The organism is Streptomyces tanashiensis (genome assembly GCF_014648895.1).
GTDB classification, from domain to species: domain Bacteria; phylum Actinomycetota; class Actinomycetes; order Streptomycetales; family Streptomycetaceae; genus Streptomyces; species Streptomyces tanashiensis.
In genome coordinates this window covers 120,047-132,923 of the sequence record NZ_BMRZ01000011.1, presented here as the reverse complement: position 1 = coordinate 132,923, position 12,877 = coordinate 120,047, and the positions used below count along the sequence as shown (strand labels likewise).

The 12,877-nt window shown below is 74.2% G+C and carries 9 protein-coding genes and 2 tRNA genes; 8 read left to right on the top strand and 3 right to left on the bottom strand.

Annotation, left to right across the window (positions count from 1 at the left end):
* The first annotated feature begins 1 nt into the window (after position 1).
* From IE237_RS27830 to IE237_RS27805, 6 genes are all read left to right on the top strand, one after another.
* Positions 2–1,039, top strand: a complete 1,038-nt coding sequence (locus IE237_RS27830; protein WP_189804863.1) for an acyl-CoA dehydrogenase family protein — start codon at positions 2–4, stop codon at positions 1,037–1,039.
* A complete protein-coding gene (locus IE237_RS27825; RefSeq protein WP_189804862.1) occupies positions 1,036–1,419 on the top strand; it encodes a MaoC family dehydratase in 384 nt (127 codons plus the stop codon). The genes IE237_RS27830 and IE237_RS27825 overlap by 4 nt, the downstream gene beginning before the upstream one ends.
* Positions 1,416–2,582: a lipid-transfer protein gene (locus IE237_RS27820; RefSeq protein ID WP_189804861.1), complete on the top strand. Its 1,167-nt coding sequence runs from the start codon at positions 1,416–1,418 to the stop codon at positions 2,580–2,582. Before IE237_RS27825 ends, IE237_RS27820 begins: the two co-directional genes overlap by 4 nt.
* 52 nt (positions 2,583–2,634) lie before the next feature.
* A complete protein-coding gene (locus IE237_RS27815) occupies positions 2,635–3,900 on the top strand; it encodes a glycoside hydrolase domain-containing protein (RefSeq protein ID WP_189804860.1) in 1,266 nt (421 codons plus the stop codon).
* A gap of 155 nt (positions 3,901–4,055) precedes the next feature.
* On the top strand, positions 4,056–4,601 hold the full coding sequence (locus tag IE237_RS27810) for a SigE family RNA polymerase sigma factor (protein ID WP_189804859.1): 546 nt from the start codon (positions 4,056–4,058) through the stop codon (positions 4,599–4,601).
* Between the two features lie 137 nt (positions 4,602–4,738).
* Positions 4,739–6,391: a long-chain fatty acid--CoA ligase gene (locus IE237_RS27805; protein WP_189804858.1), complete on the top strand. Its 1,653-nt coding sequence runs from the start codon at positions 4,739–4,741 to the stop codon at positions 6,389–6,391.
* A 55-nt stretch (positions 6,392–6,446) separates the two neighbouring features.
* Here IE237_RS27805 and IE237_RS27800 read toward each other — a convergent pair whose 3' ends face one another.
* Both IE237_RS27800 and IE237_RS27795 read right to left on the bottom strand, forming a co-directional pair.
* Positions 6,447–10,241: a PAS domain-containing protein gene (locus tag IE237_RS27800; RefSeq protein WP_189804857.1), complete on the bottom strand. Its 3,795-nt coding sequence runs from the start codon at positions 10,239–10,241 to the stop codon at positions 6,447–6,449.
* A 114-nt stretch (positions 10,242–10,355) separates the two neighbouring features.
* Positions 10,356–10,787, bottom strand: coding sequence for an SSI family serine proteinase inhibitor (locus IE237_RS27795; RefSeq protein ID WP_189804856.1), 432 nt, complete (start codon positions 10,785–10,787; stop codon positions 10,356–10,358).
* Between the two features lie 250 nt (positions 10,788–11,037).
* On the opposite strand from IE237_RS27795, the gene IE237_RS27790 reads away from it, so the two are divergent.
* Positions 11,038–11,128, top strand: a tRNA-Ser gene (locus tag IE237_RS27790).
* A gap of 299 nt (positions 11,129–11,427) precedes the next feature.
* Positions 11,428–11,500, top strand: a tRNA-Arg gene (locus IE237_RS27785).
* A gap of 144 nt (positions 11,501–11,644) precedes the next feature.
* Here IE237_RS27785 and IE237_RS27780 read toward each other — a convergent pair.
* Positions 11,645–12,835, bottom strand: coding sequence for an NAD(P)/FAD-dependent oxidoreductase (locus IE237_RS27780; protein ID WP_189804855.1), 1,191 nt, complete (start codon positions 12,833–12,835; stop codon positions 11,645–11,647).
* Positions 12,836–12,877: the final 42 nt, after the last annotated feature.

Sequence of the window (12,877 nt, the reverse complement as noted above, 5' to 3'; positions counted from 1 at the left end):
CATGGACTTCACCCCCACCGAGGAGCAGGAGGCCGCCCGGGAGCTGGCCGGGCGGATCTTCGCCGACCTCGCCACCCACGAGCGGCTGCGGGCGGCCGGGACGGGCACGGACGCCGAGCTCTGGAAGGCGCTCTGCGCGGCCGGACTGCCGGGCGCCGTCGAGGAGACCGGCCTGCTCGGCCTGGTCCTGCTCCTGGAGGAGCAGGGCCGCAGGACGGCGCAGGTGCCGTTCGCCGCGAGCTGTGTGTACGGGATCCTCGCCGTCGCCCGGCACGGCACGGAGGAGCAGCGCTCCCGGCTCCTGCCCGGTCTCCGCGACGGCACGACGGTCGTGACGGGCGCGCTCCCGGCACCGGGCGCGGTCACCTCGCGGGACGACGGGCGGCTCAGCGGGGCCGTGGACTGGGTGCCGTGGCTCAGGGACGCCACCCATGTCCTCGTACCGGACGAGGACCGGGTCCTGTGGCTGGTCCGCACCGAGGACGCGGCCGCCGTCGAGGCCGTCGAACTCACCGCGCCCTGGGCCGCCGCGAGGCTCGTCCTCGACGGGACGCCGGCCGAGCGGCTCGGGCAGGGCGGCCCGAGCTCCCACGACGACGTGCTCGCCGCCGCGCGGATCGCCTTCGCCGGGCTTCAGGCCGGGGTGTGTGCCGGGTCCCTCGCCAGGGCCGTGGAGCACACGTCCGTACGGGAGCAGTTCGGCCGGCCGCTCTCGACCCACCAGGCGGTGCAACTGCGGGCCGCCGACGCCCACATGGACACCGAGGCCATCCGGGTCACGGCCTACGAGGCCGCCTGGCGCTTCGACGAGGGCCTCGACGCGTCCGGGGCGGCGCTGACCGCCGCCTGGTGGGCCTCCGAGGCGGGGAAACGGGTCGTGCACGCCGGACAGCATCTGCACGGCGGAACGGGCGCCGACCTCGACCACCCCGTCCACCGGCACTTCCTGTGGGGCCGGCAGCTCGACGCCTACCTGGGCTGCGGCACCGAACTCCTCGCCGAACTCGGCGACCTGCTCGCGATGGGAGACCTGTCATGAAGCCCGGTGACGAGCTGCCGCCGCTGAGGATCCCGATCACCCGCACCCTGATCGTCGCCGGGGCCGTCGCCTCCCGCGACTACCAGGACGTGCACCACGACGCCGAGCTGGCGCGGGAGAAGGGCTCCCCGGACATCTTCATGAACATCCTCACGACCAACGGGCTCGTCGGCCGGTACATCACCGACCACTTCGGCCCCCGGGCCGTGCTCCGCAGGGTCGCCATCCGGCTCGGCGCCCCCAACCACCCCGGGGACACCATGGTCCTGACCGGAACGATCACCGAGGTGGACGGGGACACGGCGAGCGTCCGGGTCGTCGGCGCCAACGGACTCGGGAACCACGTCACCGGGACGGTCACCGTGGAGGTGACGCGATGAGCGTCCGCGCCAGGGACAGCCTCGGTGGGCGGGCGGCCGTCGTGGGCATCGGGGCGACCGAGTTCTCCAAGGACTCGGGCCGCAGCGAACTCTCCCTCGCCGTCGAGGCCGTGCGCGCGGCCCTCGACGATGCCGGGCTCACCCCCGCCGACGTCGACGGCCTGGTCACCTTCACCATGGACACCAACCCCGAGATCACCGTCGCCCAGGCGTCGGGCATCGGAGAGCTGTCGTTCTTCTCCCGCGTGCACTACGGGGGCGGCGCCGCCTGCGCCACCGTGCAGCAGGCCGCGCTCGCCGTCGCCGCCGGGGTCGCGGAGGTCGTCGTCTGCTACCGGGCGTTCAACGAGCGCTCGGGGCGCCGCTTCGGCTCCGGCGTCCAGCAGCGCGAGCCCTCCGCCGAGGGCGCCGCGCTCGGCTGGCAGCTGCCCTTCGGGCTCCTCACCCCGGCCTCCTGGGTCGCCATGGCCGCCCAGCGGTATCTGCACACCTACGGGCTGACCCCGGACGCCTTCGGCCATGTGGCCGTCACCGACCGGCGCCACGCGGCCCGCAACCCCGCCGCGTACTTCCACGGGAAGCCGATCACCCTCGCCGACCACGCCGCCTCGCGCTGGATCGTCGAGCCGCTCCGGCTCCTCGACTGCTGCCAGGAGACCGACGGCGGCCAGGCGATCGTCGTCACCTCCGTCGAGCGCGCCCGCGACCTGCCGCGCCCGCCCGCCGTGATCCTGGCGGCGGCCCAGGGCGCCGGCCGCAGGCAGGAGGCCATGACCAGCTTCTACCGGGACGAGCTGACCGGGCTGCCGGAGATGGGCGTGGTGGCCCGGCAGCTCTGGCGGACGTCCGGGCTCGCGCCCTCCGACATCGACGTGGGCATCCTCTACGACCACTTCACCCCGTTCGTGCTGATGCAGCTGGAGGAGTTCGGCTTCTGCGCGCCGGGCGAGGCGGCCGACTTCGTCGCGGCCGACGCGCTCCCGCTGAACACCCACGGGGGGCAGCTCGGCGAGGCGTACCTCCACGGCATGAACGGCATAGCGGAGGCCGTCCGGCAGATCCGCGGCACCTCGGTGAATCAGATACCCGGCGCGGCCCGGACCTTGGTCACGGCGGGCACGGGGGTTCCCACGTCCGGGTTGATCCTGGGCACGGACGGCTGAGGCGACGGCCCCAGCGGTGGCCGGGCGGGGCGGGTGGATCTTCACTCGCGCCATGAGCACTCGAACGCCGCCCGCATCCGAAGGCGCCCCCGCACTCGTCCCGGCCCCGCCGTCGGCACCGACCCGACCCCGCTCCGCGCCGCCTCCCGGGGCGCGGGCCGTGGTCGCGGCGGTGCTGGTGGCGCTGGCCGGGACGGCCCTGCTGAACGGCCCGCCCCCGGCCACCGCGAGAACGGCGCCCGAATCCGCGGCCGGGCCCGAATCCGCGGCCGGGCCCGAATCCGCCGCCGGGCCCGAATCCGCCACGACCCGCTCCCTCACCCCGTCCGGCTCGACCGCCCCTGGCTCCACAGCCCCCGACCCCACCGCCCCCGACCCCACCGCGGCCGACCCCACCGCGGCCGACCCCACCGCGGCCGACCCCACCGCCCCCGACTCCACCTCGGCCGACTCCACCACCCCGGGCTCCACCACCCCGGGCTCCACCACCCCCGACTCCGCCACTCCCGACTCCGCCACTCCCGACCTCCTCGCCGCGCCGGTGCACTTCGCCGGGAAGGCGTTCGACACCTGTGAGGCGCCGTCCCTCACGGTGATGAAGGCCTGGCTGGCGTCGCCGTACGGGGCCGTCGGGATCTACTTCGGCGGGCGGGGGCGGGGCTGCCCCGTCCAGAAGGAGCTCACCCCCTCCTGGGTCGCCTCCGCGCACGCCATGGGCTGGCGGCTGCTGCCGCTCTTCGTGGGCTCCCAGGCCCCGTGCGTGGACTCCCTCGCCAAGCGCAAGTACGCCATCGGCAGCACTCCCGTGACGCAGGGCACCAAGGAGGGCGGCGACGCCGTGCGGGCCGCCAAGGCCCTCGGGATCGGGACGAGCAGCCCGCTCTACCTCGACATCGAGGCCTATCAGCGGGGCGACACGAACTGCGCCGCGACCACGCTCTCCTTCGTCCGCGCCTGGAACCGGGAGGTGCGGCGTCTCGGCTACCTGCCCGGCTTCTACAGCAGCGCCGACACGGGGGTGCGGGACATGGAGACGCAGCGGAGGGCGGGGACGAAGGACCTGCCGGAGGTGATGTGGTTCGCGCGCTGGCGGGGGCAGCCGGCGCTGCTCACCGAGTCGGTGCTGCAGCCGCAGGCCTGGACGCCGCACGCCCGGATCCACCAGTACTCGGGCAACGTCACCGAGACGTACGGCGGACGGACCCTCGCGATCGACCGGAACGCGATGGACGCACCCGTCGCGCGGGTGACCGCTCCCGCCCGGTTCGCCGCCCGCGTCCCCGTCCCCCTGTCGTTCGTCGCCTCGCGACGCCCCTGAGGAGAGCGCCCGTGGGCCCCGTGACCCTGAGCCGGGTGTCCGGGGCCTCCACCCAGAGGAGGTGGAGGCATCCCCACCCCTACAACCTGAGGCGGACTGCGGGTCGGGACCTGGGGCCGATCCGCCGGGTACCCGCGCCCTCCTAGCGTGGAGTCATGACTCCGCCACCCTCTGGCCCCGTCTGCGCCGGTGCCTCGCAGTACGCGTCGTACCCGACCTTCTCCTCGTACGTACGGGCGCGTGGGCCCGTGCTCCTGCGCACCGCGCGCTCCCTGACCGCCAACCCCTCGGACGCGGAGGACCTCCTCCAGACCGCGCTCACCAAGACCTTCATGGCCTGGGAGCGCATCGAGGACCACCGCGCCCTGGACGGCTATGTCCGCCGCGCGCTGCTGAACACCCGGACGTCGCAGTGGCGCAAGCGCAAGGTCGACGAGTTCGCCTGCGAGGAGCTGCCCGAGCCGGCCGGTCTCCCGGAGCCGGACCCGGCCGAGCGGCAGGTGCTGCACGACGCGATGTGGCGTGCGGTCCTGAAGCTGCCGGAGAGGCAGCGTCAGATGGTGGTCCTGCGGTACTACGAGGACCTCAGCGAGGCCCAGACCGCCGAGGTGCTCGGGGTGTCGGTCGGCACGGTCAAGAGCGCGGTGTCCAGGGCGCTCGGCAAGCTCCGCGAGGATCCGGAGCTGACGCCCGTTCGGTAGGCGCGGAGGACCGACTGTGGACTTCCGCCAGTGATCACTGGCAATTTACGTACTCTCGGGTAGTGACATACCGCGCGGTACGGGCGCAGAATCTCCACACCCTTTCTGCCACGTAGCGCCCACCGGGAGGACGCCCCGTGTACAGCACCATGCAGGACGTACAACTGACCGTGAGCCGCATCCTCCAGCACGGGATGACGATCCACGGGAAGTCCACCATCACCACCTGGACGGGCGAGCCCGAGCCGCAGCGCCGCACGTTCGCGGAGGCCGGAAGGCGCGCGCACCAGCTGGCCAACGCCCTGCGCGACGAACTCGGCGTCACCGGCGACCAGCGCGTCGCCACCCTCATGTGGAACAACTCGGAGCACGTCGAGGCGTACTTCGCGATCCCCTCCATGGGCGCGGTGCTCCACACGCTCAACCTCCGCCTGCCCCCCGAGCAGCTGGTGTGGATCGTCAACCACGCCGCCGACCGGGTCGTGCTCGTCAACGGCTCCCTGCTGCCGCTCCTCGCCCCGCTGCTCCCGCACCTGCCGACGGTCGAGCACGTCGTCGTCGCGGGCCCGGGCGACCGCTCCCTCCTGGACGGCGCGGCCCCGCGCGTCCACGAGTACGAGGAGCTGATCGCCGGCCGTCCGACCACGTACGACTGGCCGGAGCTGGACGAGCGCTCGGCCGCCGCCATGTGTTACACCTCCGGCACCACCGGCGACCCCAAGGGCGTCGTCTACTCCCACCGCTCGATCTACCTGCACTCCATGCAGGTGAACATGGCCGAGTCGATGGGCCTCACCGACAAGGACACGACCCTGGTCGTCGTCCCGCAGTTCCACGTCAACGCCTGGGGCCTGCCGCACGCCACCTTCATGACCGGCATCAACATGCTCATGCCGGACCGTTTCCTCCAGCCGGCCCCGCTCGCCGAGATGATCGAGCGGGAGCGGCCGACCCACGCGGCCGCCGTCCCCACCATCTGGCAGGGCCTGCTCGCCGAGGTCACCGCGAACCCCCGCGACCTCTCCTCGATGGCCCAGGTCACCATCGGCGGCGCCGCCTGTCCGCCCTCCCTCATGGAGGCGTACGACCGGCTCGGCGTCCGCCTCTGCCACGCCTGGGGCATGACCGAGACCTCCCCGCTGGGCACCATGGCCCACCCGCCGCACGGCCTCACCGCCGAGGAGGAGTGGCCGTACCGGGTCACGCAGGGCCGTTTCCCGGCCGGCGTCGAGGCCCGCCTGGTCGGCCCGGCCGGCGAACACCTGCCCTGGGACGGCGAGTCCGCCGGCGAGCTGGAGGTGCGCGGCACCTGGATCGCGGGCTCGTACTTCGGCGGCATCGGCGCCGAGGAGATCCGCCCCGCCGACAAGTTCAGCGAGGACGGCTGGCTCAAGACCGGCGACGTCGGCGTGATCAGCCCGGACGGCTTCCTCACCCTCACCGACCGCGCCAAGGACGTCATCAAGTCGGGCGGCGAGTGGATCTCCAGCGTGGAGCTGGAGAACGCCCTCATGGCGCACCCCGAGGTCGCCGAGGCGGCCGTCGTCGCGGTGCCGGACGAGAAGTGGGGCGAGCGTCCGCTCGCGACCGTCGTCCTCAAGGACGGCGCGACGGCGGACTACGAGACGCTGAAGGCCTTCCTCGCCGACGAGGGCGGCATCGCGAAGTGGCAGCTGCCGGAGCGGTGGGCGATCGTGCCGGCGGTGCCGAAGACGAGCGTCGGCAAGTTCGACAAGAAGGTCATCCGCAGGCAGTACGCGGAGGGCGAGCTGGACGTGACCCAGCTCTAGCGAGACGGGAACGGGGAGGGCCTAGGCCCTCCCCGTTCCCGTCGGTGCCGGTGTCCTAGTTGGTGCCGATCTTCGCGAGCAGGTCGACGATCCGCGCCTGGACCTCGGCGCTGTTCGAACGCTCGGCGAGGAACAGGACGGTCTCGCCGGAGTCGAGCTTCGGCAGCTCCTCCTCGACGAGGTCGGCCGAGGTGTAGACGACGAGCGGCGTGCGGTTCAACTGCCCGTTCGCCCGCAGCCAGTCGATGATCCCGGCCCGGCGGCGGCGCACCTGCATCAGGTCCATCACCACCAGGTTCGGCTGGGACTGGGTGGCCAGCGCGACCGCCTCCGTGTCCGTGGCCGCCCGCGCGACCTGCATCCCGCGCCGCTCCAGGGTGGCGGCGAGGGCCTCCGCGATGGACTCGTTCTCCTCGATCAGCAGCACCCGGGACGGGTGCTGCTCGCTGTCGCGGGGCGCGAGCGCCTTGAGGAGTACGGCCGGATCGGCGCCGTACGCCGCCTCCCGGGTCGCCTGCCCGAGCCCGGCCGCGAGCAGCACCGGCACCTCGGCGGCGACGGCGGCCTGACGCAGCGACTGCAGCGCGGTCCGGGTGATGGGGCCGGTCAGCGGGTCGACGAAGAGCGCGGCCGGGAAGGCGGCGATCTGGGCGTCGACCTCCTCGCGGGAGTGCACGATCACCGGCCGGTAGCCGCGGTCGCTCAGCGCCTGCTGGGTGGAGACGTCGGGCGCGGGCCAGACCAGCAGCCGGCGCGGGTTGTCGAGGGGCTCCGGAGGCAGCTCGTCGTCGACGGGACGCGGGGCGGGCCGGTTGGCGACCTCGACCGCGCCGCCGGGTCCGTCGAGCGGCTCGGGTCCCTCGGCGGAGCCCTCGGCGGGCGCCCCTATGGCGTACGCGCGGCCCTCGGCCGGGGTGTCGTGCGGCGAGGGCGCCGGCGCCGTGGGCTGCGGGTGCGGCCTCGCCTCGGCCGCCGGGGCCGGTGCGGGGAGCGCGGCCGGGACCGGCGGGTCGACCTCGGGCGGGGTGGCGAGCCTGCGCCGCCGCCCCGAACCGTTGGAGGGCGCGGCGGGAGAGGCAGGGGCGGCCTGAGCGGCCGGCGGGGCCGGCGGGACGAAGGGAACGCCCTGCCCGAGGGTGCGGACGCTGAACGCCCGCCCCTGGGTCGAGTCCTTCGACACGGTCATCGGCATCGGCAGCTCGGGCGGCAGCGGTACGGAGCCGGTGCCGGTCCCGTTCGCCGGCGCGGGCTGCGGCTGCGGCAGGGACTGCGGCGCGGGCTGCGGCGCCTCCTCCGGCCGCGGAGCCGCAATGGCCCGGCGCCGCCCGGTCGGCTCGACCGCCGTCGCCTCCTCGGCCTGCGACGGCACATGAGGGTGGGGCTGCGGCGGCGTGTGGTCGGCGCCCGGGACGCCCCGTACGGCCTCGTGCTGCCCCTCGTCGGAGAGCGGCAGCGGGCCGGCCATGGGAGCGGCGGCCGGGAGAGACGTCTCGGCGTCACGGTCGGCGTCGGCGGGCGGCAGCGCGAACGGGGTGCGGGGCCCGGCCTCGGCCGCGGCGGCCCGCTCCTGCGCGGCGGCCAGCGCGCGCCGGCGGCGGCCGCTCGGCTGCGCCGGGGCCTGCGGGTCCTGCTCGGGAGCGGAGGCGACGGCGGGCAGGGCGCGGGCCAGGGCGGGAACCCCGGCCGGCTCGACGGCGACGCCCTGCGGCGGCACGGCCGCACCGAGCGCGGCACGCCCCTGCGCGCCCTCGGCGGCGGTCACCACGGAACCCTCGGCGGGCCGTCCCCGACGGCGCCCGGTGGGCTCCACGGGGGCGGGCGCGGCGGAGTCCACGGCCGCGTTCTGCTGGGCGGGGATCAGCTCGGCGGGCCCGGCCGGCTCTCCCGTACGGGCACGTCGCCGGCCACTGGGCTCGGCACCGCCCGGCGCCTCGCCCTCGGGCGCGACCGCGCTCTCCAGGAAGGCGTCGGTGGAGCCGCGCCGGGCCCGCCGCCGTCCGCCACCGGAGGTCTCGGCGGCCGCGTCCGGGGACGTGCCGGCACCGGGGATCCCGCCAGGAGCCGCGACGGACGGCGAGTCGACGCCGGGACCGGAGACGGGGACGGGCCCGGAGACCGAGGCCGGGACGGGACCCGAAGGGTGAACAGGTCCGGAGGCAGGGACGGGACCCGACACGGAGGCGGGGACGGGACCGGAGGTGTGGAGAGGCCCGGAGGCCGGTACGGGACCCGAGGCCTGGGCGGGCAGGGCGAGGGCCTCGCGCCCGCCCGAGGGCGCGTCGTTCCTCGCCGGCGCGGGAACCGTGCCCCGGCCCGCGCCGAGCGGCACCTCCAGGACGTACGCGCCGCCGCTCGTCCCCGGCACCTCGTGCGTCTGCACGACACCGGCGTGCGCCGCCACGATCCCGCGCACGACGGGCCCGTGGACCGGGTCGCCGCCCGCGTACGGGCCGCGGACCTCGATCCGGACGACGTCACCGCGCTGCGCGGCCGCGACGACGATCGTGGAATCGCTCGGGGTCCGGTCGGCCTTGCTCTTGCCGGTCGCGTCGACGCCGGCGACGTCCGCGACGAGGTGCGCGAGCGCGGTCGTCAGCCGGGCCGCGTCCACCTCGGCCTCGATCGGCGGGGCGTGCACGGCGAACTGGGCGCGGCCGGGCCCGATCAGCTCCACGGCGCCGTCGATGCCGCCGGCCACGACCCCGTCGAGCAGCACGACGGCCTTGTCGAGCTTCTCCGTCCCGGCGTCGAGCCGCTGGTAGCCGAGGACGTTGTCGACGAGCGCCGTCATCCGGGCGTATCCGGCGGCCAGATGGTGCAGGACCTGGTTGGCCTCGGGCCACAGCTGCCCGGCGTCGTCGGCGGCGAGGGTGCCCAGCTGGGTGCGCAGCTCGTCCAGGGGGCCGCGCAGGGACTCGGCGAGGACGGCGGTCAGCTGCTCGTGGCGGGCGGCGAGGGAGGCGTACTTCTCCGCCTGCGCCTCGCGCTCCGCCGCGTGCCGCTCGGCCCGGTCGGCGAGCTCGGCGGCGTGCTCCTCGACGAGCTGCTCGTACGGCCTGCGGTCGGTGAAGGTCATCACCGCGCCGACGAGCTGGTCCCCGTCCCGTACCGGAGCGGTCGTCAGGTCGACCGGCACCCGGTCGCCCTTCTTCGCCCACAGGACCTGCCCCCGGACCCGGTGCTTGCGGCCGGACTTGAGGGTGTCGGCGAGCGGTGACTCCTCGTACGGGAAGGGCTCGCCGTCGGAGCGCTTGGCGAGGATCAGCGGGTGCAGCTCCTGGCCGCCGAGCTCACCGGCGCGGTAGCCGAGGATCTGCGCGGCGGCGGGGTTCACGAGGACGACCCGGCCGTCCGTGTCGGTGCCGACGACGCCCTCGGCCGCGGCGCGCAGGATCATCTCGGTCTGCCGCTGCGAGCGGGCCAGTTCGGCCTCGGTGTCGAGGGTCCCGGTGAGGTCCCGCACGACGAGCATGAGCAGCTCGTCGCCGGTGTAGCCGCCGTACGAGTCGTAGGCCTCGCGGCCGTCCTCCAGGCTGGCGCTGGTCACCTCGACGGCGAACTCGCTGCCGTCGGTACGGCGGGCGATCATCCGTGCCGGCTTCGTACGGCCCCGCTCGTCGGTGCCCTCGGGGCGGCGCATGGAGCCGGGGATGAGGCGGGAGTCGAAGCCGGGCAGGAGGTCCAGCAGGCCGCGCCCGACGAGCGCGGTGCCGGGCGTCTCGAACATGCCGAGGGCGATGGTGTTGGCGTTGACGACCGTGCCGTTGCAGTTGACGAGCACGAGGCCGTCGGGGAGGGCGTCGAGTATGGCTGCGAGGCGAGCAGCGCCTCGGGATGGCCTGCTGCTCACGACGACGCTTCCTCCCTGACGCACTGCACGTGCTTGCCTATCGGCCGGCCGGCCCCATCTTGCCCCTCGGGCCGCAGCCTGTCACTGAGGGGAGTCTAAGGGAGCCTCCGGGCGTCACCCCCGGACGAGGGGAAGCAAAGGCTCCAGATTCTCCCAGCGGTCGATCTCGCAGCCGTTGGCACGGGAGAAACGGGCGTCGACCTCGTGGCCCTGCCAGGTGCCGGTGACGTGGGCGAGGGCGGGTCCGCCGTACACCTGGGTGCACATCTGGTCCGGGGCGACGGGCCGGAACGGGTCACCGCCCTCCTCCGCCAGCTGCCCCAGGCGCCTGCAGGCGTCCTCGGCGGCCGGGTGGTTGCCCTCGGGGCGGTCGTCACAGGTCAGCCGGAAGGTGCCGTCGGCGTTCCGGTAGCCGCTCTTCTCGACGGTCACGGTCAGCGTGTCGGGCTCGGGCGAGGGGAACAGGTTCAGCGGAGGCAGGGGGCCGAGGCCGGCGGTCCCGGCGGCGGCGGTGGCGAGGGTCGCGAGGACGAGACTGCGCAGCATTCGGATCTCCAGGAGCACGGGGAGTACGGCGGGCGCGGGCACACGACGCGCCCGCCCCCTCTAACGCTCCGGGCGCCATGGCGTTGCGCAACCGGGGTGCGCCGGGCGGGGCGGTGCCGTGCGGCACGACGGATCCCGGCAGGGCTTTGCCCTGAACCCCGGAGGCCTAGTACGGTGAGAATCGATTGGTGACAGCGGGTTCGCCTGTGTCATCATCTGCACGCACCACCCGCGTATGCGCGAGGTGCGAGGAGGCGTCGCCTAGTCCGGTCTATGGCGCCGCACTGCTAATGCGGTTTGGGTCTTAAAGCCCATCGAGGGTTCAAATCCCTCCGCCTCCGCCCCTACCGAAGCCCCGGCCCTCACGGCCGGGGCTTCGGCCGTTCCCGGACCTCTGCGGCAACCCCCCCCACCGCGAGGGGTGTGACCCCGGTCTCTTTCTGCGGATTTCCGCCCCGCACGGCCCCCTGGCCACCGCCCGCCGGTGGACCCTCGCCCACCCCTCGCCGCGACGTTTTCGCAGGTCACAAGGGGTGAGGGGAATGGATTTCACATGACGGCGGGACTCATGTAATGTTCTTCCTGTCGCCGGGACAGCGGGCCGAAAGGGCCGGAGAACGGAGACAAGAACTAAAAACAAGCACTCGTAGCTTAACGGATAGAGCATCTGACTACGGATCAGAAGGTTGCAGGTTCGAATCCTGCCGAGTGCACACAGGCAAGAGGCCCGGACGAGAGTCCGGGCCTCTTGCGTTGTCCCGGGGTACAGCGGTGAAGGGCAGTGGCCGCAGGGCGAAGACCCCGGGGTGCTTCCAGAGGGTGTGCCCTGGAGGCCCTCGGGGTCTTCGCCGTGCGGGTCAGGCCGTGGCCCTGGCCGGGGTGGCCGGGGTGCGCAGGATGCGGCGGCGGCGGGTCGGGACGCCCAGCGTCGGGTTGGCGACGCCCCAGGCCGCGCCCTTGCAGACGAGTTCCTTGTAGCCGGCGGCGAACCGGCCCGTGAGGGCCGCGCGGACGGCGCGGTCGTCGGCGGTGACGTACTGGATCAGTCCCTCCTTGCGGCCCAGCGAGATGCACTGGTTGAAGTAGCGCGGCTGCGTCTTCGGGAGCTTTCCGCCGGTCAGGCGGGCCGCGATGGCGTCGGCCGCCTGCCAGGCCATGGGGGTGCCCGAGGCGCACGACATCCGCAGCGGCTTGTCGCCCGGGCCCATGGCCAGGGCCGCGTCGCCGACGGCGTACACGTCCGGGTGCGAGACCGAGCGCATCGTCTCGTCCACCACGATCCGGCCGCTGTCGGTGACTTCCAGGGTGGTGGCCCGCGCGATCGGGTGAACCGCGAAGCCGGTGGTCCACACGGTGACCGCGGCCGGGAGGGCGCCGCCGTCGCCCGTGGTCACGCGGTCCGCCTCGACGGCGGTCACCGCGGTGTCCTCGTGCGCCGTGATGCCGAGGCCGTCGAAGACCTTCCGCACGTGCCGGCGGCCCTTCGGCGAGAGCCAGTCGCCGAGTCCGCCGTGGGCGGCGAGGGCGACGTCGAGGTCGGGGCGGGCCTCGGCGATCTCGGTCGCGGCCTCCAGGCCGGTGAGGCCGCCGCCGACGACGACCACGGACTGCCCGGCCTCCAGACCGGCCAGCCGGTCGCGCAGCCGGAGCGCTCCGGGGCGGCTGGAGATCTCGTGGGCGTGTTCGGCGGTGCCGGGGACGCCCCGGGTGTCCCAGCCGCTGCCGAGGGCGTAGACGAGCGTGTCGTACTCCAGTTCCTCGGCACCGCCCGCGGCCGTCACGGCGACGGTCCTGCGCTCGGCGTCGACGGAGGTGACCTCCGCGAGCTTCAGCTCGACTCCGGTGCCCGCGAACATCTCGGCGAACGGCCGGGGCGTGAGCTCCTGGCCGACGGCCAGCTGGTGCAGCCGGACCCGCTCGATGAAGTCGGGCTCGGCGTTGACGAGGGTGATCGTGGCGTCCTCGCGGTGGAGCTGCTTGGCGAGGCGTCCGGCGACGATGGCTCCGGTGTAGCCGGCCCCGAGGACGATGATGCGGTGCTGCTGCATGTGCCTGCTCCTGTCTCGCGCGGTTTCGCCTCTTGAACCGGG

What these genes read in the sequence shown, in the direction of transcription:
- IE237_RS27820 (WP_189804861.1), top strand. Translation starts at nt 1,416, where the DNA reads ATGAGCGTCCGCGCCAGGGACAGCCTCGGTGGGCGGGCGGCCGTCGTG.
- IE237_RS27830 (WP_189804863.1), top strand. Translation starts at nt 2, where the DNA reads ATGGACTTCACCCCCACCGAGGAGCAGGAGGCCGCCCGGGAGCTGGCC.
- IE237_RS27810 (WP_189804859.1), top strand. Translation starts at nt 4,056, where the DNA reads ATGACTCCGCCACCCTCTGGCCCCGTCTGCGCCGGTGCCTCGCAGTAC.
- IE237_RS27780 (WP_189804855.1), bottom strand. Translation starts at nt 12,835, where the DNA reads ATGCAGCAGCACCGCATCATCGTCCTCGGGGCCGGCTACACCGGAGCC.
- IE237_RS27825 (WP_189804862.1), top strand. Translation starts at nt 1,036, where the DNA reads ATGAAGCCCGGTGACGAGCTGCCGCCGCTGAGGATCCCGATCACCCGC.
- IE237_RS27815 (WP_189804860.1), top strand. Translation starts at nt 2,635, where the DNA reads ATGAGCACTCGAACGCCGCCCGCATCCGAAGGCGCCCCCGCACTCGTC.
- IE237_RS27795 (WP_189804856.1), bottom strand. Translation starts at nt 10,787, where the DNA reads ATGCTGCGCAGTCTCGTCCTCGCGACCCTCGCCACCGCCGCCGCCGGG.